The sequence below is a fragment of the Moraxella nasovis genome (assembly GCF_022701215.1).
Classification (GTDB): domain Bacteria; phylum Pseudomonadota; class Gammaproteobacteria; order Pseudomonadales; family Moraxellaceae; genus Moraxella; species Moraxella nasovis.
The window spans coordinates 1,833,659-1,854,216 of sequence record NZ_CP089976.1; the positions used below are offsets into that span (position 1 = coordinate 1,833,659).

The 20,558-nt window shown below is 41.2% G+C and carries 20 protein-coding genes, 1 other RNA gene and 1 CRISPR repeat array; of the genes, 16 read left to right on the forward strand and 5 right to left on the reverse strand.

All coding sequences use genetic code 11. The features are described from left to right. The first annotated feature begins 6 nt into the window (after nt 1-6). The 7 genes from LU293_RS08915 (at nt 7) to cas6f (ending at nt 7,628) form a co-directional block, all read left to right on the forward strand. The gene (locus tag LU293_RS08915; RefSeq protein ID WP_242747426.1) at nt 7-723 is read left to right on the forward strand and encodes a P-loop NTPase family protein; all 717 of its coding nucleotides are present in this window, start codon (nt 7-9) and stop codon (nt 721-723) included. Between the two features lie 94 nt (nt 724-817). After that, nucleotides 818-1,021, forward strand: a complete 204-nt coding sequence (locus tag LU293_RS08920) for a hypothetical protein (protein ID WP_242747427.1) — start codon at nt 818-820, stop codon at nt 1,019-1,021. Next, nucleotides 996-3,431 (forward strand): type I-F CRISPR-associated helicase Cas3f, encoded by a 2,436-nt coding sequence (cas3f, locus tag LU293_RS08925; RefSeq protein ID WP_242747428.1) that lies wholly within the window; start codon nt 996-998, stop codon nt 3,429-3,431. The genes LU293_RS08920 and cas3f overlap by 26 nt, the downstream gene beginning before the upstream one ends. Before the next feature lie 192 nt (nt 3,432-3,623). Then, on the forward strand, nt 3,624-5,009 hold the full coding sequence (gene csy1, locus LU293_RS08930; RefSeq protein ID WP_242747429.1) for a type I-F CRISPR-associated protein Csy1: 1,386 nt from the start codon (nt 3,624-3,626) through the stop codon (nt 5,007-5,009). Continuing rightward, entirely contained in the window at nt 5,006-5,944 is a 939-nt protein-coding gene (csy2, locus tag LU293_RS08935; RefSeq protein WP_242747430.1) for a type I-F CRISPR-associated protein Csy2, read from the forward strand. Before csy1 ends, csy2 begins: the two co-directional genes overlap by 4 nt. A 67-nt stretch (nt 5,945-6,011) precedes the next feature. Beyond that, a complete protein-coding gene (gene csy3 / locus LU293_RS08940) occupies nt 6,012-7,022 on the forward strand; it encodes a type I-F CRISPR-associated protein Csy3 (RefSeq protein ID WP_242747431.1) in 1,011 nt (336 codons plus the stop codon). A 3-nt stretch (nt 7,023-7,025) separates the two neighbouring features. Beyond that, nucleotides 7,026-7,628: a type I-F CRISPR-associated endoribonuclease Cas6/Csy4 gene (gene cas6f / locus LU293_RS08945; RefSeq protein ID WP_242747432.1), complete on the forward strand. Its 603-nt coding sequence runs from the start codon at nt 7,026-7,028 to the stop codon at nt 7,626-7,628. 172 nt (nt 7,629-7,800) lie between these two features. Further along, a CRISPR array of direct repeats spans nt 7,801-10,171; the repeat unit is 28 nt; unit sequence GTTCACCACCGTATAGGTGGCTTAGAAA. Between the two features lie 112 nt (nt 10,172-10,283). Here the strand turns inward: cas6f and LU293_RS08950 are convergent. Beyond that, complete coding sequence (locus LU293_RS08950) at nt 10,284-10,685, reverse strand: hypothetical protein (protein WP_242747433.1); 402 nt, start codon at nt 10,683-10,685, stop codon at nt 10,284-10,286. 405 nt (nt 10,686-11,090) lie between these two features. Between LU293_RS08950 and LU293_RS08955 the strand changes: the two genes are divergently transcribed. The 8 genes from LU293_RS08955 (at nt 11,091) to LU293_RS08990 (ending at nt 16,365) form a co-directional block, all read left to right on the forward strand. Then, nucleotides 11,091-11,756 carry an alpha/beta hydrolase gene (locus LU293_RS08955; protein ID WP_242747434.1) on the forward strand — a complete coding sequence of 222 codons (666 nt, stop codon included), beginning with the start codon at nt 11,091-11,093 and terminating at the stop codon, nt 11,754-11,756. 8 nt (nt 11,757-11,764) lie between these two features. Next, entirely contained in the window at nt 11,765-12,865 is a 1,101-nt protein-coding gene (gene zapE / locus LU293_RS08960) for a cell division protein ZapE (protein ID WP_242747435.1), read from the forward strand. 15 nt (nt 12,866-12,880) lie between these two features. Further along, nucleotides 12,881-13,453, forward strand: a complete 573-nt coding sequence (locus tag LU293_RS08965) for a nitroreductase family protein (RefSeq protein ID WP_242747436.1) — start codon at nt 12,881-12,883, stop codon at nt 13,451-13,453. Between the two features lie 17 nt (nt 13,454-13,470). After that, nucleotides 13,471-14,742, forward strand: a complete 1,272-nt coding sequence (locus LU293_RS08970; protein ID WP_242747437.1) for an NAD(P)H-dependent glycerol-3-phosphate dehydrogenase — start codon at nt 13,471-13,473, stop codon at nt 14,740-14,742. Between the two features lies 1 nt (nt 14,743). After that, complete coding sequence (sixA, locus tag LU293_RS08975; RefSeq protein ID WP_242747438.1) at nt 14,744-15,223, forward strand: phosphohistidine phosphatase SixA; 480 nt, start codon at nt 14,744-14,746, stop codon at nt 15,221-15,223. 56 nt (nt 15,224-15,279) lie between these two features. Beyond that, nucleotides 15,280-15,376, forward strand: an RNA gene (gene ffs / locus LU293_RS08980) — signal recognition particle sRNA small type. 93 nt (nt 15,377-15,469) lie between these two features. Beyond that, complete coding sequence (gene rpiA / locus LU293_RS08985) at nt 15,470-16,132, forward strand: ribose-5-phosphate isomerase RpiA (protein ID WP_242747439.1); 663 nt, start codon at nt 15,470-15,472, stop codon at nt 16,130-16,132. A 20-nt stretch (nt 16,133-16,152) separates the two neighbouring features. Continuing rightward, entirely contained in the window at nt 16,153-16,365 is a 213-nt protein-coding gene (locus tag LU293_RS08990) for a heavy-metal-associated domain-containing protein (RefSeq protein ID WP_242747440.1), read from the forward strand. 105 nt (nt 16,366-16,470) lie between these two features. Here the strand turns inward: LU293_RS08990 and LU293_RS08995 are convergent, their stop codons facing one another. The 3 genes from LU293_RS08995 to LU293_RS09005 all read right to left on the reverse strand — a co-directional run bounded on the left by LU293_RS08995 (nt 16,471) and on the right by LU293_RS09005 (nt 19,486). Continuing rightward, nucleotides 16,471-18,045, reverse strand: a complete 1,575-nt coding sequence (locus tag LU293_RS08995) for a phospholipase D family protein (RefSeq protein ID WP_242747441.1) — start codon at nt 18,043-18,045, stop codon at nt 16,471-16,473. 1 nt (nt 18,046) lies between these two features. Further along, on the reverse strand, nt 18,047-19,216 hold the full coding sequence (locus tag LU293_RS09000; RefSeq protein WP_242747443.1) for an aspartate aminotransferase family protein: 1,170 nt from the start codon (nt 19,214-19,216) through the stop codon (nt 18,047-18,049). An 81-nt stretch (nt 19,217-19,297) separates the two neighbouring features. Then, nucleotides 19,298-19,486, reverse strand: coding sequence for a DNA gyrase inhibitor YacG (locus tag LU293_RS09005; protein ID WP_242747445.1), 189 nt, complete (start codon nt 19,484-19,486; stop codon nt 19,298-19,300). Nucleotides 19,487-19,671: 185 nt separating this feature from the next. On the opposite strand from LU293_RS09005, the gene LU293_RS09010 reads away from it, so the two are divergent. Continuing rightward, nucleotides 19,672-20,235, forward strand: a complete 564-nt coding sequence (locus tag LU293_RS09010) for a flavodoxin family protein (RefSeq protein WP_242747447.1) — start codon at nt 19,672-19,674, stop codon at nt 20,233-20,235. On the opposite strand, the gene LU293_RS09015 is transcribed toward LU293_RS09010, so the two are convergent. After that, a complete protein-coding gene (locus LU293_RS09015; protein WP_242747449.1) occupies nt 20,232-20,522 on the reverse strand; it encodes a hypothetical protein in 291 nt (96 codons plus the stop codon). The two genes, LU293_RS09010 and LU293_RS09015, sit on opposite strands and share 4 nt — an antisense overlap. Nucleotides 20,523-20,558: the final 36 nt, after the last annotated feature.

The window sequence follows — 20,558 nt, forward strand, 5'->3', positions numbered from 1 at the left end:
GTTAAAATGCTAGTTACATTTATCTTGCAATGTGAAAAAAAGGCATTAAACCGCACTCGGCGGATTTTGGATGCTTTTGCCAATCGGATTGGCGATCATGTGTGGCAAACGGCAATTACTGAAGATGGTTTAAATACCGTCAAAAAATTATTACGTCAATCTGCGACCAAATCCACAGCGGTGAGCTGTCATCGTGTCCGCACTCGTAAGCGAAGTCAATTGCTATGGGTGGTAGGTAATCGCAGGCGATTTAATGAACAGGGGGTGGTGGCGGTTAATCGCACTAAACGTAATATTTTAAACAGTGAATGGGAAAATAACTGGCAAAATCTCAACGCCATGATGATTGTTAGTACCTTATCAGCATTGTTGCACGATATCGGCAAATCCACTGTAGGTTTTCAACAAAAATTGCTTCACTCTAGCAAATTGGGCGACCCCTACCGCCATGAATGGATTTCGTTAAAACTATTGGTTTGGCTCATCAAAGACTGCCAAACGGATAAAGATGTTTTTCATAGACTGCAAAATATTGATGTATTTTTGGCGACACATCAGCCGACTTTGGCGGATATTCAAGGCAATATCGAAAAGTCAGAATTTGACAAATTGCCAAGCGTTACCCAATGGATAGCATGGCTCATTGTCACGCATCACCGCTTACCTTATCTGGCAGGATATTTTTTTAATAGTAAAAAAAACAGAAGAATATCTACAACTTAATCATTTGCATTTTAAACGCAAAATAGATAGTTATTATAAAAAGTATATTAAGCCATTTGATTATTGGGTCAAAAATCCAAAATCGATTGAAGAAATGACGGATAAACAAAAACAGCAGTTTTTTAGTTTTGAAAATTTGGTATTAAATAGCCCAGATTGGCAAAAGCAAGTCAAACGCTATGCCAAAAAGGCAGAACAAGACATCGTATTGACTCAATTTGGCGAGCAAAATCAGGCGATTGCCAATCCTTTTTTTACTCATGCTTTCTCGCATGAGTGTCATGGTTGCCGACCATAATTATTCTAGCTTAAAAGACAATCTAGACGATAAAAAACGCCGAGTACAAGGCAGTAAAGACTGGGTAGAAAAATTGGTTGCCAATACCGACCGTAAAACAGGAAAAATTAATCAGCCATTAGATGAACACTTGCTTGGCGTGGCACGTTTCACCGCAGAATTTTGCCGTAAATTACCAATTTTACACGAAAAATTACCCAGACTGGTTAATCACGAACATTTGATAAGAAATACGAATGAATCTTTGTTTGCTTGGCAAAACAAAGCCTTTAAATTGGCGTTATCTTTGAGCGAACACAGCGAAACACATGGCTTTTTTGGGGTTAATATGGCTTCAACAGGCTGTGGCAAAACCATTGGCAATGCTCGAATTATGTATGCTTTGTCCAATCCCAAAAAAGGAGCAAGGCTAACAATTGCCTTGGGGTTAAGGGTTTTGACATTGCAAACAGGGAAGAGTTTTCGCAAAAATTTGAAGCTAAACGACAGCCAATTGGCGATTTTGGTCGGTGGTTTGGCTCAAAAGCAATTGTTTGAATACAATCAAAATCAAACCGATGATAATACGCAAATCGATGATGACAATACGTTGTCTAGATTTGGCAATGAATCGGCTGATTGTTTGATTGATGAATACGTTGATAGCGATAACTTTGACGGTGTTTTGGACGATTTGCAGTTGGATACAGTCATTGAAGATAAATCCGCTTGGCAGTTACTCGCTTCGCCGATTGTCACTTGTACCATTGACCATCTGATGCAAGCTTGCGAGTGCAAACGTGGGGGCGGATATATCGCTCCGATGCTGCGGTTGTTTAGTGGTGATTTGATATTAGATGAGCCAGATGATTTTGACCAAAACGATATGCCAGCGTTATCAAGACTTGTGCATTTGGCAGGGCTGTTCGGCTCTCGTGTGCTGTTGTCGTCTGCGACTTTGCCACCTGATATGCTGTATGGGCTGTTTCAAGCCTATGTGGCAGGGCGAAAAATTTATAATGAACAATTTGGTTATGGCAGTCCGCACATAAGCTGTGCGTGGTTTGATGAAAATAATGCGATAAGCAAAAACTGTCAAACGCTTGATGATTTTAACCAAACTCATCAAACTTTTATCCAAAAACGTGGTCAATTTTTGCAAAAACAACCGATAAGACGTATGGCAGAAATTTTGCCAATCAATGCCACTTATCATGGCGAAAAACAAGCCCAATTTTATCAAGAAATCGCCAAGCAGTTATTAAGCCGTGCCAAAAAATTTCATGATAATCATCATGTGACGGCGAATAATAAGAATGTGAGTGTTGGCTTGATTCGTATGGCAAATATTCAACCATTGATGAAAATTGCCCAAGCCATGCACCAATTACAAACATTAGATGAAAGTCTTAACCAAAATGCGACAAGTCAAAATGACACGCATTTTTACCTGTGTTGTTATCACTCACAACAGGTTTTGGCTTTACGAAATCGTTTAGAAAATCGTCTTGATGGTGTGCTAAATCGCCATCAATTCAATGCAGACGAATTTGTTAAGCGTCAAGATATTGCCCAATTTATCGCCAAAAACCCCACCAAAACCAATCATGTATTTATTGTGCTTGCTACCCCTGTGGCGGAAGTGGGGCGTGATCATGATTATGACTGGGCAATGGTTGAGCCAAGTTCGATGCGGTCTATTATTCAGCTTGCAGGGCGTGTATGGCGACACCGAAGTGAGTTGGTGGCAAGTACGCCAAATATTGGCATTTGGCAATATAATATTAGAGCATTAACAAGCCGAGTGCAACAAAACAGTCAATCTGCGGTATTCAACAAACCTGGTTTTGAGAGCAAACAATACCTACTTGATACCCATGATATGGCGGAATTGATTGAACCTACTACTTTGCAAAAAATTGATGCCATGAGCCGTATTCAAAAACCAACAATGCTCAATCCCAAAACAAGCTTGGTAGATTTAGAACATCAAGTGATGGCAGATTTGATGAATAATTCGCAATTTAATGTGGTCAATGCTTATTTCCAAGACAGCCAAACTTCCAATCGTAGCCATGTACATCTAAGTGCATTAACGCCATTTCGGGCAGGACGAGCCAACATTGAATACATCGTCAAACCTAGCGATGATACGTTTAAGGTGTATCATAGCGAAAGTGTGAAAGAGTACACTTTATACCATGCAAATACGCTAAATAGCGTGATTGAGCCGTATGAAGTGCCGACCAATAGCCCATTGGTGGATGTGTGGCTTGATAGCCGATTGGATGATGTGTTGGCAGAATTGGAGCAAAAATTCGTGGAATTAAGCTCAAATTCGGTAGTGATTCGCTTTTCCAATGTCGCCTTAGCCGAACATCAAAGTGGTTATTACTTTGATGAACGCTTTGGCTGTTGGAAAAAGGATTGATAAGCCACCTATGCGGTGGTAAACACATTTTAAAATCATATAACTTTCTAAGCCACCTGTGCGGTGCAACTGCATTTTATACCATAACAATACAATTTTCAAAAATATTACTTTTATAATCAAATAACGGTTGATTAAAAAAGGCAACTGTGGTTTAATATGATTAAGTCATCAATGAAGGATAAAAAGTTTATGATAACAAGCATCACTGAGCGACAAATCAAAGATGCAGTTCAAGCGTTTTTGACGGCTCAATATGACAAAAAGACAGAGAAAGAGCAAAAGCAACTTGCCAAAGCCATTGAAGAGAATGATGTGGCAAAAATTGCTGAAATTAATGCCATTTTGCAACCGTTTAAAGATAAATATCAAAAATCAGCTTGGCTCATTGAAGCCAAAAAAATGGCGGAGCATGTCCAAGTTGGCACACACGTTTCTAAGGGGGTGCATTCTAGTTCTCGTGGTGATAATGTCAATTTTAATCAAGCAGTTGGGCATGATTTTGTTAACACAAAAACGATTGAAAGTCGGTTTTTAGATGCTAATAGCCCACGGGGTGCGATTGATTTGCCGTTGGTGTCATTTTTTGAATGGGAAATTGCCGATACAGGCGTGAAAATGCGTGAAGCGATTTTGCAAAATTCATCTGCGGTGCAAGCCTGTTTTGCCGATGATTTGGACTTATCCAAGCAATTTCAGCAAACTTTTTTGGATTGCTTAAATAATCAAATCAAGCAACCTAAAACCCACGAAAGCAATAAACAAATTTTATGGGCATTGACACAAGATACTGATAGTGCTGATGATGGTAATGGTTATGTGACTCTTGTCCCATTATATCCTGCTGTTCTCGCCCATGAATTTTTTCAAATGGTGAATCAAAAACGGTATTCTGATGAGAATAAATTGGCTCGTGATAATCGCACCAAAAAAACAGCCAAACAACAGCCGTATTTGACTATGAAAGACATGGCAACCGTTCAACTTGGCGGTACAAAACCACAAAATGTCAGCCAACTGATGAGCAAGCAAGGCGGACGCAATTATTTATTACCGTCTATGCCACCGATTTTCCGCCAATCGCAAGGCATTCGCCTATCGCCGAATGAAGCCAGTATCTTTGCCACTAAAGCGTTGGAATACAAAGCAAAAGACGCACTCCAATCCTTATTTAATCTTATCAAAACCAACTACAACAACGTCAATATTCGTGATGCTCGCAAAGCAATTTTGTCAGACATTGCCTATCAAGTAATTAGCATGGGCGAAACCTTGCAAACGGTACGTTCTGCAGGTTGGTCAAAAGATTACCACAATTTATCTATGAACCAAAAATATTGGCTTGACCCAAAACGTGCCGAATTGGACGGAGAGGAAGAATTTAAATTGGCAAGAGAAACTAAAGATTGGCGGGCAGCGATTGAAGTCGATTTTGCCAATTGGTTGCAAGCAATTTTTAGACGTGAATTTAAAGCGATTGCCCATGACTTTGCCGACCCAGAGCACCTTGAATGGCGACGTGAAATGGAAGATGAAATCAAAAAAGCCCTTAGATTGGGTAAAGGAGGTTTGGCATGAGTTTTATTTATTCAAATCTAAGCTGTATCGGTTATGTATTGATTAAAAAAATCAAGATTATCAACGCCAATGCCATTTCTAGCCCATTGACTTACGGTTTTCCTGCGATAACGGGCTTTACAGGAGCGGTTCATGCGTTGAGCCGAAAAGTGAGCCAAATTGACGGCTTGGACGATGTGCGTTTGGACGGTGTGTTAATCGCTTGCCACGAATGTCAAGTGCAGACCTACCGTGAAAGCAGTTATAAAGATTTTACCTTTATCCAAACTCGCAATCCGCTCAAAAAAGATGGCAAAACTGCGTCTATCATTGAAGAAGGGCGGTGTCATTTGACGGTGTCATTGGTTATTGGCATCTATGCTGACGATTACTTGGAAGATGAACAAGTTGAATTATTAAATAATAAGGTTAAAGATTTAATTCAACAACAACGTATCGCTGGCGGTAGTGTCATGGGTCTAGATAAATTTGAGCCTGTGAGTTTTCTAGAACAAGAAGATATTTCTAAATTCGTGCCAAAACTATTGCCTGCCTTTGTTTTGACCGACGCTCACGACAGCCTGCAAGCGATTACCCAACAATTACAAGCCAAAAATCCTAATGCCACCGCTTTGGACGCTTTATTAGAAACCGCTACGTTGCACCATGTGCCAAACGATGAACACGGCTCAAGCTGGTCGGTAGAAAGCGTCAAAAAAGGACGTGGGTGGCTTGTGCCAATCCCTGTGGGTTATCAAGGCATTTCGCCAAAATTTGATGCAGGTCAAATGCAAAATGCTCGCAATAGCGAATACCCAAGCCAATATGTGGAAGCCATTTATAGTTTGGGTAAATGGGTATTTCCTTATTCAATAGAAAAACTTGCAACCGCCCTTTGGTATCAACGCTATGATGAAACACAAGATTTATATTTGGTTAGTCATAAATCGGATTAACTATAATCAGTTTTAACCAAACCTTTAACAAAATCGTAATTTAACGCCATTTCATAGGAGAATTAACATGGCAAAAAATGACTTAAAAACCGCATCAGTCCTTGCTTTTGAGCGTGTACTTGATATTTCGGACGCATTTTTTTGGCAAAAAGACAGTCAAGATAAAGAAAGCAAAACATCCATTGTCACCGTTCAAGAAAAATCGGTGCGTGGTACGATTAGCAACCGCCTAAAAAATGCGATTGCCAATAACCTTGTCAAATTGGATCCCGAAACACAAAAAGCCAATTTGCAAAAAGTTGATGCCAGTAGTCTTGATGAAAGCAATGACACATTGGTAGCAAAATTTACTTGCAAGGTGTTGCCATTTACAGGTAAGCCGAATGTGTGTAATGACCAAGATTACCAACAAGCCTTGATGGCGGTGGTGCAAGATTACCAACAAAATCAAGGCGTGGGCGAACTTGCCAAACGCTATGCGACCAATATTGTCAATGCTCGTTGGCTGTGGCGAAATCGTGTGGGGGCAGAAACCATCACTGTGATGGTGAGTTTTAACGATGATGCGTTGATGTTTAACGCCAAAGATTTTGCGTTAAATACCTTTAACCACGATGATAAAGATTTAGCCCAATTAGCTAAATGGATTGAAAGCGGTTTGACAGGCGAAAAATTTGTGATTTTATCGGTTGTCGCTTATGCCAAAATCGGCTATGGTCAAGAAGTGTATCCATCACAAGAGCTTATCCTTGATACAGGGAACAAAAAAAGCAAGGTGCTGTACCGTGTTGGCGATGTTAGTAAAAACCATGCAGGAATGCACTCGCAAAAAGTCAGCAATGCCATCCGCACGATTGATGATTGGTATCCAGATGCTAAGTTTCCGATTGCTGTTGAGCCGTATGGAGCAGTAACGACTTTGGGAGTAGCGTTCCGCCAACCTAAACAAAAACAAGACTTTTATAGTTTGTTTGATAATTGGGTGCTAAAAGGTGAAGTCCCAGATATCAATCAACAGCATTATGTCATGGGCGTGTTGATTCGTGGCGGTGTGTTTGGCGAAAGTGGTAAGGAGTAAGTGATGAATTTCTATCAAGAAATCACACTGATACCTGATGCTGAAATCTCGCCTTACTTCCTATGGAGTAAGGTGTATCATCAGCTACATATCGCCCTTGCCGATGTCAAAAATAAGCATGGCATAGATGGTATTGGGATCAGTTTTCCTAACTATCGTTTTGAGGAAAAAGACGGCAAAACCTTTGCCACGCTTGGCACAAAGTTACGCATTTTTGCCAATACCGAAGATGAACTAATAAAGCTTGATGTGAATTATAGGTTGGAGCGATTGACCGACTATGTTCATATCAAGCCAATCCGAGAAGTTGGCAGCCAAGCAAAAGGCTATGTGGTGGTAAAACGCCATCGCTACAAAAATTTTGACAAACAAGTGGCGAAATTTGCCAAGTTTAAAGGCATAAGTTTGGAAGAATCGCACGCCCATTGCCGTGAACACAAGCAACCGATAAAGTATTATCCGTTTATCACCCTAAATAGTGAAACCACCCAACAGCCTTATCAACTGTCTATTTGGCAAGAAGCGGTGGATTCGCCTGTGGCAGGAAAGTTTAATACATATGGACTAAATAGCCTATCGGGCAGCGTAACTGTACCGCATTGGTAAAAGAGTAATGCCAAACTTGTAACCTAAAATAGGGGTGAATAACCCTTATTTTTTATTCAATAAAAACTTGTATAAAATTCAATGAGTTATAGCAGGGCTGATTTTTTAGGGTAAAAATAGGTTTTTACTTGCTAAGCCTTGCTATATGTGGCTTGTTTGTGTTAAAGTTCTAGTTCACCACCGTATAGGTGGCTTAGAAAATTGACACACAGGGCAATGACGGACATGGCAGGTTCACCACCGTATAGGTGGCTTAGAAACGTCTGATTTGCTCTCTGGTGGCGTTTTAGATAGTTCACCACCGTATAGGTGGCTTAGAAATTACCGCCAAAAAATTGCCCCATAAACGAGCTTGTTCACCACCGTATAGGTGGCTTAGAAAAGATTAGCAAACTTGCCAAACAAGCAGGGATTGTTCACCACCGTATAGGTGGCTTAGAAATATTTGGGGCATGACTCATACGTTCAACGTATGTTCACCACCGTATAGGTGGCTTAGAAAATACACCACGCCCATACGCAACGCCATACACCGTTCACCACCGTATAGGTGGCTTAGAAACCCAAGTGTCAAGGTAGTATTTTGGGCTTCGCGTTCACCACCGTATAGGTGGCTTAGAAACCAAATTTAACCAATGAATTTTCTGACCCTGCTGTTCACCACCGTATAGGTGGCTTAGAAACTTACGCAGGGGGGGGGATTTTTAGGCTATCGTTCACCACCGTATAGGTGGCTTAGAAAACCAAAAAGCGTAAGCCCTTCACTTGGCGGAAGTTCACCACCGTATAGGTGGCTTAGAAATTGACACTCGGAAGTGGTGTGATAAAAAAAATGTTCACCACCGTATAGGTGGCTTAGAAAGATAGCAAATGTTCTAAAATCATTTGCTTTTTGTTCACCACCGTATAGGTGGCTTAGAAATGTGGTGAGTGCGGTTTCAATTGTTTGTAAGAGTTCACCACCGTATAGGTGGCTTAGAAAGTTCATAGCGTACCGCCTTATTGCCCCTGTCAGTTCACCACCGTATAGGTGGCTTAGAAAAATTAAACACAAGCTAAACATTAAACCCATTTGTTCACCACCGTATAGGTGGCTTAGAAACAATTGCCCTAGAACGCAGAAAGCAGGACGAGGTTCACCACCGTATAGGTGGCTTAGAAACTAATGTATAAATACAAGTAGAAACCCCCCAGTTTACCACCGTATAGGTGGCTTAGAAATGCATGAATGGCGGTATGTAGCAATTTTACCCGTTTACCACCGTATAGGTGGCTTAGAAATACTGCACGATTAAGCACGGTTGAGCGATAACGTTTACCACCGTATAGGTGGCTTAGAAAGTCCCTTGTGCGTTCTGAATACATTAAGTGCAGTTTACCACCGTATAGGTGGCTTAGAAAAAATAAAGTCAGTGAAATCAAGGGTTTGTAGAGTTTACCACCGTATAGGTGGCTTAGAAAGGTACTATATGCTTTTGAAAGTTTTGCTTTAGGTTCACCACCGTATAGGTGGCTTAGAAAGCCCATGCCAAATGCGGCATCTTATTGATTTTGTTCACCACCGTATAGGTGGCTTAGAAAAAAGAGGAAACCATTATGGCAAAGTTCACCAAGTTCACCACCGTATAGGTGGCTTAGAAACGCTTTTTTGCTGTTTTTCGCCCGCCGCGTCGCGTTCACCACCGTATAGGTGGCTTAGAAATATAATAATGCTGTACTATCAACAACAAAACAGTTTACCACCGTATAGGTGGCTTAGAAATGATTTTATATCTTCATCAGTCATTGGCTCGCGTTTACCACCGTATAGGTGGCTTAGAAAATGCTTTTTTGACGCTGTCTGACTGAGTGTTAGTTTACCACCGTATAGGTGGCTTAGAAAATGCTTTTTTGACGCTGTCTGACTGAGTGTTAGTTTACCACCGTATAGGTGGCTTAGAAACCAACGTGCGTTTAATTTTGTCAATGTTCATTTGTTTACCACCGTATAGGTGGCTTAGAAAATACTGCACCAACACCTGAGCAGATGAAACAGGTTTACCACCGTATAGGTGGCTTAGAAAACTTGGCGAACATGGCAGGGTCAGGACAATATGTTTACCACCGTATAGGTGGCTTAGAAAATCATGTGCGTTTCTATGACTTTTTTTGACTGGTTTACCACCGTATAGGTGGCTTAGAAATTAAAATTAGAGCGTGAACGTCAAATCAAACAGTTTACCACCGTATAGGTGGCTTAGAAAATTGAATCAACAAGATTTCTAGCAGATGGGTTGTTCACCACCGTATAGGTGGCTTAGAAATTCAGTAAACACTCAACTTTTTACACTAACTGGTTCACCACCGTATAGGTGGCTTAGAAAATGATTTGTTTAACAATACCGTTTGGCACACTGTTCACCACCGTATAGGTGGCTTAGAAATTCAATGTATTTAGCAGACTGCGTAAAGCGTTGTTCACCACCGCATAGGTGGCTTAGAAAAGATGATTTAAGGTGGTGTTATGAGCAACAATGTTCACCACCGCATAGGTGGCTTAGAAAGTTCTTTGCTTGATGTGTCGTTTTATCAACGTCTTTTAATGCTTTTTGTAATCTTGTTAGTTCATCTGCATTTTTCACATCAATAGTAATGCTCATGCGTTTATCTGACATATTACCCCCTTACAAACTCATCTAACTCAAAAACCACATCATCAATCAGCCACCTTGCCATAGCGATAGGATTTACTGTTAGCACATCGCTAATATCCTTAACCAACAAAGGTAATGCCACGTCATGATGATAACGCCTAGCACGGCTTACTAATACAAACACACGCATAACATCATCAAGCAGTGGATTTGCCACCACTTCATCAGGCAGTGGCAAATTTAACCTTTGGTAAATCTCAATCCGCTTTGGGCTTAATTCTGACTTTGTTTTTTGCCATTTGCAGTGCTCGATGGCTTTTTTCACAGATTGCACCTGCTCACTGTATTCATGCATCATTTCGCTAAACGTGCTAATTAGCGTAACTAAAAACTCAGGTAAATCATCACCGATATTATCTAACACAATCAGTAAGTTATCACCGCTAGGCTCTAAGGTTTGCTATTAACTTTGATAGTTAACCACACAGATGGCTCAGAAAAATCACTGGTTAATTCATTTTCCATCTCCGTTCACCACCACATAAACAGGCTGAAAGCTTAAGTTGTCTGATATTTGGTAAAATAGCTGGTATGTTATAATAACTTTTTTGATATGTGAAATTTTACTGTATCTACTTTGGTTTAAAGTGTTAATGCTAAAAGAGTGGCGATTTTAAATAATTTAGTTTGATGATACAGTAGGATAAGCATATGATTAATTGATGTTTTTTATTGGCACTAAGATAGTTAGTATGCTATAAACCGATAAAAGCAGGATTTGGACTGCCTAAAACTGTGCTATAATACCCCATTTACCTAGGATAAACCGATGAAGTATAATAACGAGATTGTATTTATTGACGCCCCAATGGGCAAGCTTGAGGTGGAAGTGATTCGTCAAGCAGGCGAGCGGACTTCACAAGATTTTTTGGCAGTAATTTGCCACCAAAATCCAGCAGGCGGCACGATGAATAATAAGGTTGTCAGTACGCTATTTCGTTTTTGTCGTGATGCAGGTATGGATGTGGCACGGTTTAATTATCGAGGTGTGGGGCGATCCACAGGCGTATCTGACTATGGCGATGGTGAGTTTGTAGATACGCAGACTGTATTGCATTGGTTGATGGGTCAGACTAAGGCACGGAATCTTTGGCTTGGCGGTTTTTCTTTTGGTGGATTTGTGGCTTGTCGTATGGCGGATTTATTGCTTAATGGCGGTCAAGGAGAATTTGACTTTAATGAGATTAACTTGCAGAGCTTGGCGTTAATCGCACCATCGGTGGAAAGAAATGACGCAAGCTCATTGAATGTTGCAACACCAAATGCTTTTATGATTTATGGTGACCAAGACAAGCTTGTAAGCCCTGATGTTATGAAAGATTTTGCGACATCAAAAGATATTGACACGACAGTCATGCCAGAAGTTGGGCATTTTTTTCACGGTAAGTTAGTTGAGCTAAAACACGCTTTAGCAGAGCATAGTATTATAAAATAAGGATACTCATGACCAATAAAAGCCCATTACAACGATATAATGAAGCCCTTGCGACAGGTAACTTTAGTCAAGATGATGTACAGGCTACGGCAGTGGCATATTTAGATGAGCTGTATCATACGATCGTTGCAAATAATAGCGAACAAAACCAAGGATTTTTTGCTAAGTTATTTAAGTCTAAGCCTACTGCTCCAAAGGGTCTGTATATGTGGGGTGGGGTGGGTCGTGGCAAAACGTGGCTGATGGATATGTTTTATGACAGCTTGCCTATTGAGCGTAAGATGAGAATGCATTTTCATCATTTCATGCAGTTTGTGCAAGCAGAGCTGGTAAAGCTACAAGGGCAATCTGACCCGCTAAATAAAGTAGCGGACATTATCCACGATAGGGCGGTGGTGATTTGCTTTGATGAGTTTTTCGTGTCTAATGTGTCTGATGCGATGATTTTAGGAGATCTATTTACCATGCTGTTTGAGCGTGGTATTACATTGGTTGCAACGTCAAACATCGCTCCAGAAGGTCTGTATAAAAACGGCATTCACCGTGATCGTTTCTTGCCTGCCATCGCCCAAGTTCAAAAGCACACCACTGTGATGAACATTGATGCTGGCACAGACTATCGCCTAAGATTGCTAAAGCAAGCTAAGCTTTATAGTTCTCCTTTGGTTAAAGAAACTAAAGATTGGCTGTCTGAGCGATTTGATGCCCTTGCAGGCGGTCAGAAGGTTATGACAACGCCCATCACAGTTGCTGGACGCAAGATTGATGTGATTAAACGTACCGAGACCACGCTGTTGGCAGATTTTCGTGCTTTATGTTTACAGCCGCGTTCAGCAAGTGACTTTATTGAGATTGCCAATAATTATAGCACTGTGATGGTTGATAATGTTCCTGCTTTAACAGATGTTTTGGCAGATCCAACTCGCCGATTCATCTATCTTGTGGATGAGTTTTATGACCGCAGAGTAAAGCTGTTGGTGCGTGCAGAACAGTCAATTTTAGAGCTGTATCAAGGCGAGAAATTGGCATTTGAGATTGAGCGTACTCGGTCACGCTTGCTTGAGATGCAATCAGAAGATTATTTAAGCCAAGAGCATCGACTGGACTGATCATACGGAAAATTCATGGTAAATTCAATCATTGAAACAATACAAAAACGCCGCAGTATTGGTAAGCTTTATTCGCCAATGCCAAATAATGAAGAGCTTTTTACTGCAATTGGCTGTGCAACTGTCGCTCCTGATCATAAGCAGCTACAGCCTTATCATTTTACAGTTTTGACAGATGTTAAGCTTGAAGAATTTGGACGAGTGTTATTGCAAGCAGGCGAGCAAAGAGCAAAGCGACTTGGGGAGGGCTTAACTAAAGCTGCTCGCCAAAAATTTATCAATATGCCAAACCGTGCTCCGATGATTATCGCTGTAACAAGCTGTTATCGCACACACGATAAAGTGCCTAAATTTGAACAAATATTAGCGATCGGTGCGTCAATTCAAAACTTACTTTTGGCATTCACCAGTATGGGCTATCAGAGTATCTGGCGGACGGGTGATTTATGTAATGAGTCTGCTGTGAAGCACTATTTTGGAGTGGATGATGATAATATCGTCTGTGGCTTTATCTATGTCGGTTCAAGCGATGTAATTATGCCAGATCGTGAGATATCTGATTTGCATGACATTGTGACGATAAAATAATATAGCAAGGAATGATGATGAAATTACCAAAGCAAAACGTCAAAAAACTTGCCGAAGTTGCCTTACAAGGCAAAGATACGATGCTTGCCATCGCAGGTGAGAGAGGTATCTTAGAGCAGCTTAAAGGCTTTACACACCGCCAAGCCAAAAAACAACAAGCAATTCAAGAAGAAAGTGACACACCACCCTTAAGAGTGACGTTTATTGGTGGGGGTAGTTTTGGCACAGCGATGGCAAATTTAGCCGCTAAAAATGGCTGCGATGCAACGCTTTGGGTGCGTGATAAACGCAGTGTAAAATCCATGCAAAAAACGCACATCAACAAAAAATATCTACCAGAGCATAAGCTAGACGAGCGTCTAAAATTTAGCCATGATTTACAAAGTGCTGTTAGGGGTAAGGATATTATTTTCATGGCAGTGCCAAGTTCGGCATTTCGTGAGATGCTTGGAAAAATCCGCCCATTTATTACGCATCAGGCGGTTGTTTCTTTGACTAAAGGCATGGAGAAAGGCACATTTGATCTAATGAGTGATATCATCACCGAAGAGCTGCCGCAGGTGAATTTTGGGGTGATGAGTGGACCAAACTTAGCGGTAGAAATCATGAGTAATATGCCATCAGCCACGGTTATTGCTTCATCATCACCACTGCTAAGAAATGCTGTCCAAGAGGCATTGCACGGTGCATTTTTTCGGGTGTTTGCATCCGACGATGTCAGAGGTGTGGAGCTTGGCGGAGCATTGAAGAACATTTATGCGATTGCCATGGGTATGGCAGCTGCCTATGAAGTGGGCGATAATACCAAAGCCATGTTACTGACTCGAGCCTTGGCAGAGATGAGTCGATTTGGCGTAGCAGTAGGGGCAAATCCGATAACTTTCTTAGGTCTGTCTGGTGTGGGCGATTTGTATGCCACGTGTAATTCGGTGCTTAGTCGTAATTACCGTATTGGTAAAATGCTAGGTAAGGGTGTTAAGCTTGAAACCGCCATTAAAAAGTTAGGTCAAACCGCTGAAGGGGTAAATACCATTCAGCAGGTGCATGAAAGAGCACAGCAGCTTGGTATATATATGCCAATCACCCATGCATTGCACGCTATTTTATATGAGAATAAATCGGCACTAGGTGTGGCGTTAAACTTAATGGAGACAGGCTTTAGAAGCGATGTAGAGTTTGTCATGCCCCATGATGAGAGCAATGTTAAGCTGAGTCAGGAGTTTAGCGAAGTATTAAAAGCGAGTGCTGATAACACCAAAAGACCACAAGATGATGCAAGCGAGTTGTAAAATGAAATTGATTTTTATACGACATGGGCAAGCACACCCCATAAAAGACACCGATGCTGTGCGAGAGCTGACCGCATTTGGTCGCAAGCAAGCATCCAGCACTGCCGATTGGCTTAGTGTTCACTATCAGATTGATCTAATTATCTCAAGCCCTTATACTCGAGCAATACAGACTGCTGATATCATTGCTGATAAGGTAGGCAGCCCCCAACGCTTGCAAATAGATGGCATTACACCTGATGATAATCCGATGGCAGGTGTGCAAGCGATTGATGAAGCGATTTTGCAGTATTTTGATGGAAAAGCAGATGATAAAACGGTGGCAATCGTTTGCCATATGCCTATTATCTCTAGCATGGTGGCGATACTAGATGGTAACACTCCTACATATTTTGACTTGGCAGCGTGTTCTGTATTAGATGCTATGGTTGTGGCACCTGAATATGCTAAGCAGATAAATAGGTTTATACCTTCTCAATAAAATTAATTTTTTACTTGTAAAATGATAAAATCTTTCGTATAATAGGCACTTGGCTTCATCGGTAGCTTCGCAACCGTGTACTATGAACCCCGCCAGGACCGGAAGGTAGCAACGGTAGTAGATACACAGTGTGCCGAAGATGTGCTGATGAAGTCATTTTTTTGTCTAAAATTTGCCATAAGCGATCAATTTTGCCAAAAGGACGAAAATTGGCTATAATAATGCTTTATCATTACAGAGATTCTCATGACAGATCCAAAACTTGCCCAAAAACAAGCTGCCGCCAAAGCTGCCTTGACATACATAAAAGATGATATGATTTTAGGTGTAGGTACAGGCAGTACCGTGAATTGCTTGATTGAACTTTTAGGGCAAGTTCGCCTAAAAGGAGCGGTTGCTTCATCTTGTGTTACAGAAGATAAGCTGCGTGCATTAGGTATTGAGATTTTTGATTTAAATTGTGTTGGTGAGCTTGATTTATATATTGACGGAGCTGATGAGATTGATGGGCTTGGCAACATGATTAAAGGTGGGGGCGGTGCCTTGACACGTGAGAAGATAGTCGCTGCTGCGTCTAAGCGTTTTATCTGCATGGTTGATGACTCAAAAACCGTAACCAAGCTTGGCGTATTCCCTGTTGCTGTTGAAGTACTGCCACAAGCTCGTTCTTATGTTGCTCGTGAGCTTGTTAAGCTTGGTGGTAGCCCTGTATATAGATCAGGTTTTGTGACAGATTACGGTAATCTAATCCTTGATACCTATGATTTAGACATCAGCAATCCAGCGGAACTTGAAGAAAAGCTTAATAATATTGTTGGTGTCGTCTGTAATGGCATATTTGCTAAGCAAAAAGCGTCTGTAATGCTAAAGGCGATGGACGGACAAGTTTTGAGTGAGAATTTTAATTAATTTAATCTATGGAGTAAATGATGATTGATACATTAACCTTAAGAGTTGAAGGAATGACCTGTGATGGCTGTGTTTCTTCTGTGTATAACGCAATTAATGAATTGGCAGGCGTAAAAAATGTTGATGTCAATCTCCCACTAAAAACTGCGGTGATTGACTATGATGATACTCAGCTTGATAAGATTGAGCTGATTAATGCGGTGGAAGAAGCAGGATTTTCAGTAACGCCTTAAATCATAAAGTTTTAAACCATAAAACTTTAAACCACACAATAAAAAAAACGCCCAAAATGTTGGGTGTTTTTTATTTGTCAGCTTACCCATTTGACATAAAAATGTTTATAACAACCAATCAATCGGTAATAAGCTTAATGTATATGTGATGGCACGGTCTTTTTTGGTGGTATTTGGTTCTGTATCGTAGGTAACGATTTTGCCATCTTCTATGGTCTGCCAGATGATTTTACCGTTAGGGTTAAGGCTTAGTTTATAGGCGATATGAAGCATATCTTGACTATCTAGTCCTTGGTGTAACTGCGTCGCTAGTGATTCATCATCAATAACCACGCCAAGCTCGGTATTAATATTGGCAGAACGAGGGTCGATGTTGTATGAGCCGATAAAGACCTTGTTATCGTCTATGGCAAATATTTTAGCGTGTAGGCTTGTATTGGAATGATGAGCGGTTCGCCACAATTTATTAGTCTGTTGGCTTGCAGTACTGGCAGTGGATTTAAGTTCGTACAGGCTAATGTCTGATGATAGTAAGTCTTGACGCCAGTGAGCATAGCCAGAATGCACAACACCGACATCGGTAGCATGAAATGAGTTGGTGAGAATGTTGATTTTTACGCCGCTATTAGCAAGTTTTTGTAGGGTTGCCACGCCTTGTTGGGTAGGTACAAAATAAGATGAAATCATACTTAGCTGGCGATTCGGTGTACCGATGGCTTTACGCAACTTGGTTACAAGCAACCCATCTTGGGTGATACTTTTGTCAAGCTTACCAGCGTCATCTGCAAAAAATCGGATATTTGCCCAGCGAAAGGGCAGTTTTTCATCACGCAAATCGGTGCCGATGGTGGATTCTTCTACTGCTTTACGATAGGTTCTTAGTGCTTTATCGTCAATACTGAGTTTATGGCTGTTTTGAATCTCCATTAGGGTATCTTCTTTTAGCACCGATAAAAAATCATCCGTAGTTGGCTTGACTAGTGTCTCAATGTCATAACTTAGGCTTGATGCCCAATAGGTCTCAAAGCTGTCAGTAATCTCATGCACAACAGATCCTGTGAGCATGACATCAAGATCTGCAAAGGTGTTGTATTTATCGTTATTTAGATATTCGTTGCCAATGTTGCGTCCACCGATGATGCTGATACTATCATCAAAGGTCATGCTCTTGTTGTGCATACGCACGTTTGTGCGCAAAGGATTGGCGATGTAATTAATGGTTCGGTTTTTACGATATACAAAAGGGTTGGCTAGGCGAACGGTGATATTTGGGTGACTAGAAAAATACAGCAACACTTGATCTAGACCTTCTGAGCCATTTAAGTCATCTAGTAAAAAACGCACCTTGACCCCGCGTTCGGCAGCTTCCCACAAGTCTTTCATCATCAGCTGTCCTGCTTCATCATTATGCCAGATATAGTACTGTATATCGATACTGCGTGTGGACATATCCGATAAAATACTGCGGGCAGCAAAGGCATTAGCCCCAGTAGAAAGCGGGTAATAACCAGACCGATCTGACTTAAAGCGACCTTGACGACTTTGTTTATGTAGCTGCTGCACTTTTTGAGTTAGGGCGATACTGTCAGCTAGGTGTGGGTTTTTTGGCAGGCTTTGACAGCTCATTAGACCAAAGCCCATTGCTATTAATAAGCCCGCTTGGCACAAAAATTTTGTCATATTAAGCCTGTAACGTGTCATTTATAACCGCTATAAGACGTGCAATAAGCTCGTCTGCATCAGTACGACTAAGATTTAGGGTGGGTAGTAAGCGAATGACATTGCCACCTGTGACATTTATGATAAGCTTATAGCGATCTCGAGCATAATCAACAATACGTGTGCAATCTGTGCCATCTGGCATAACCACACCAATCATCATGCCTTTACCTCGTACGTTAACGCCTTGGCTACTAAATTCATCTTGGATACGCTTACAGATATAATCACCTTGGTTGGCTGCATTGGTCAGTACTTCGTGTGTAAGATTGTCATACACTGTGCAGACAATACGGCAGCCAAAAGGCGTGCCGCCATAAGTTGAGCCATGAGAACCTGCCCCAAATAGGTCTGCTGCTTTGTTTGCCACCATACATGCCCCTACAGGAAAGCCATTGCCAAGCCCCTTGGCGGTGGTAATTACGTCAGGCTTGACGTTGCTGTGTTGATAGGCAAAATATTTACCTGTACGCCCATTGCCTGTTTGTACTTCATCTAGCATAAAAAGCCAGTCGTTGGTTTGGCAAATATCAGCAACTGACTCTAGGTAGTCATCAGATGGAACGTGTAAACCGCCTTCGCCTTGGATTGGCTCAAGTAATACAGCACAAATATCAGTATCATCTGAAAGTCGTCTTATCGCTTCAACATCATTAAAAGGCACTCTAATAAAGTCGTTATCTAAAGTGAAAAACCCTTCACGTGCTTTAGGGTTTGCGGTGGCGGTTACTGTAAGTAAGGTGCGTCCATGAAAGGCATTTTGCATGACAATGACTTTTGGATGTGATTTGCCTTTATTATGAGCATACAGACGAGCCAACTTTAAGGCACATTCATTGGCTTCAGCTCCAGAATTAGCAAAGAATACTTTTTGCATACCAGCGGCACGACATAACATCTCACCTGCCTTTTCTTGCCAAGGAATGCCAAATAGATTACTGGTGTGAATAAGCTTACTTGCTTGGTCTTGTGTCGCCTTAGTAATGGCAGGGTGGCAGTGCCCAAGTCCACAGACAGCAATCCCTGTCAAGGCGTCTAAGTATTCTACCCCTTGGTCGTCGCACAGGTAGCTTCCTTGACCTTTTACAAAGTTTATAGGCTGACGAGCGTAAGTTGGCATTAGATAACTCATTATTTTCTCCAAAATTTCAGATTGCTGATGATAAATGGCATTTTAGGCTGGGGATTTTTATATGTGATGAGTTTATGATATTTAGGTTTTTTGATCATCAATCTCATCACTAAAAGGCGTGTCAGCTGCGGCAATCTTATATTCTTCAGCTGCCCACGAGCCAAGATCAATGAGCTTACATCGCTCTGAACAAAAAGGCTTATTTGGGTTATCTGTCCATGTGGCAGGTCTTTTACAGGTAGGGCATGGGTATGTTGTTGGTGTTGTCATAACTTAAGCTAAAAATGGTGAAAAATAACTTTTGCATTGTAGCATAATTTTACTTTGATGATGAGTTTTGGGTGATAAATTAGGCTTGGAGCGTTTAGCTTGGTTTAAAGCTGGTTTAATGGCGAAAATAGTACTTTTGTGGTAAAATTGGCAGTTTGTGTTGATAATAATAAACGGATTAAGACATGAGCATTGCGATCATCTATCACTCTAACTATGGGCATACTCGCCGAGTAGCGACAGCCATTGCTAAGGGTGTGTCTTGTCATACACACGCCCATTTGGTGGATGTAACCAATCTTAGCGATGAAGATTGGGCGTATATGGATAATGCTGATATGCTGGTATTTGGTACAGCCGTCTATTTAGGCGGTGTAACAGCGGGCTTTAAGATGTTTATGGATGCCACTTCTAAGCGTTGGGTTACTCGAGACTGGCAAGGCAAGCTATCGGCAGGATTTGCCAACTCTGGCGGGCTGTCTGGTGATAAGCTGGCAGTGTTACAGCATTTATGTTTATTTGCCATGCAGCACGGAATGAACTGGGTTGGTCTGCCACTACTACCAACAGGCAGTAGCGAAACTGATCTAAATCGTTTATCTAGCTTTCTTGGTCTGATGACTCAGTCAAATGACGCCCCTGCTGAAGTAACGCCATGCCAAGGTGATATTGATACCGCTGTTTGGTTTGGCGAGCATTTGGCAAAAACTGTCATAAATTACCATTCAAATCAAACACAAAGCCACTAAAACCAGCTTTCTAAAATAAAAATTCTATCAATGAGTTTGTTGGTAGATTTTGCGAGTTTTGGTGTTGATTTAGATGGTTTTTTGGCTGATTTTGTTGCTTGTTCTGCTGCTTTAGAATTATCAGGTGGCACAGAAGAATTAATACCATCAATAGGTAATGGACTTTGATGATAACTGACAGCCTGACAGCCTGATAGCAGCTGTAACAGCACCACGAATAAAGATGCAGCTAAACTGCGATATAAACAGTGCTTTATTAAAGCTGGCAAATAGCGTGTGACGTCCATAGGCTATATTGGTGATGAAATGGGCTGATTATATCA

Coding starts and splice junctions, on each gene's coding strand:
- LU293_RS08915 (WP_242747426.1), top strand. CDS start 7: ATGCTAGTTACATTTATCTTGCAATGTGAAAAAAAGGCATTAAACCGC.
- LU293_RS08920 (WP_242747427.1), top strand. CDS start 818: ATGACGGATAAACAAAAACAGCAGTTTTTTAGTTTTGAAAATTTGGTA.
- cas3f (WP_242747428.1), top strand. CDS start 996: ATGAGTGTCATGGTTGCCGACCATAATTATTCTAGCTTAAAAGACAAT.
- csy1 (WP_242747429.1), top strand. CDS start 3,624: ATGATAACAAGCATCACTGAGCGACAAATCAAAGATGCAGTTCAAGCG.
- csy2 (WP_242747430.1), top strand. CDS start 5,006: ATGAGTTTTATTTATTCAAATCTAAGCTGTATCGGTTATGTATTGATT.
- csy3 (WP_242747431.1), top strand. CDS start 6,012: ATGGCAAAAAATGACTTAAAAACCGCATCAGTCCTTGCTTTTGAGCGT.
- cas6f (WP_242747432.1), top strand. CDS start 7,026: ATGAATTTCTATCAAGAAATCACACTGATACCTGATGCTGAAATCTCG.
- LU293_RS08955 (WP_242747434.1), top strand. CDS start 11,091: ATGAAGTATAATAACGAGATTGTATTTATTGACGCCCCAATGGGCAAG.
- zapE (WP_242747435.1), top strand. CDS start 11,765: ATGACCAATAAAAGCCCATTACAACGATATAATGAAGCCCTTGCGACA.
- LU293_RS08965 (WP_242747436.1), top strand. CDS start 12,881: ATGGTAAATTCAATCATTGAAACAATACAAAAACGCCGCAGTATTGGT.
- LU293_RS08970 (WP_242747437.1), top strand. CDS start 13,471: ATGAAATTACCAAAGCAAAACGTCAAAAAACTTGCCGAAGTTGCCTTA.
- sixA (WP_242747438.1), top strand. CDS start 14,744: ATGAAATTGATTTTTATACGACATGGGCAAGCACACCCCATAAAAGAC.
- rpiA (WP_242747439.1), top strand. CDS start 15,470: ATGACAGATCCAAAACTTGCCCAAAAACAAGCTGCCGCCAAAGCTGCC.
- LU293_RS08990 (WP_242747440.1), top strand. CDS start 16,153: ATGATTGATACATTAACCTTAAGAGTTGAAGGAATGACCTGTGATGGC.
- LU293_RS08995 (WP_242747441.1), bottom strand. CDS start 18,045: ATGACAAAATTTTTGTGCCAAGCGGGCTTATTAATAGCAATGGGCTTT.
- LU293_RS09000 (WP_242747443.1), bottom strand. CDS start 19,216: ATGAGTTATCTAATGCCAACTTACGCTCGTCAGCCTATAAACTTTGTA.
- LU293_RS09005 (WP_242747445.1), bottom strand. CDS start 19,486: ATGACAACACCAACAACATACCCATGCCCTACCTGTAAAAGACCTGCC.
- LU293_RS09010 (WP_242747447.1), top strand. CDS start 19,672: ATGAGCATTGCGATCATCTATCACTCTAACTATGGGCATACTCGCCGA.
- LU293_RS09015 (WP_242747449.1), bottom strand. CDS start 20,522: ATGGACGTCACACGCTATTTGCCAGCTTTAATAAAGCACTGTTTATAT.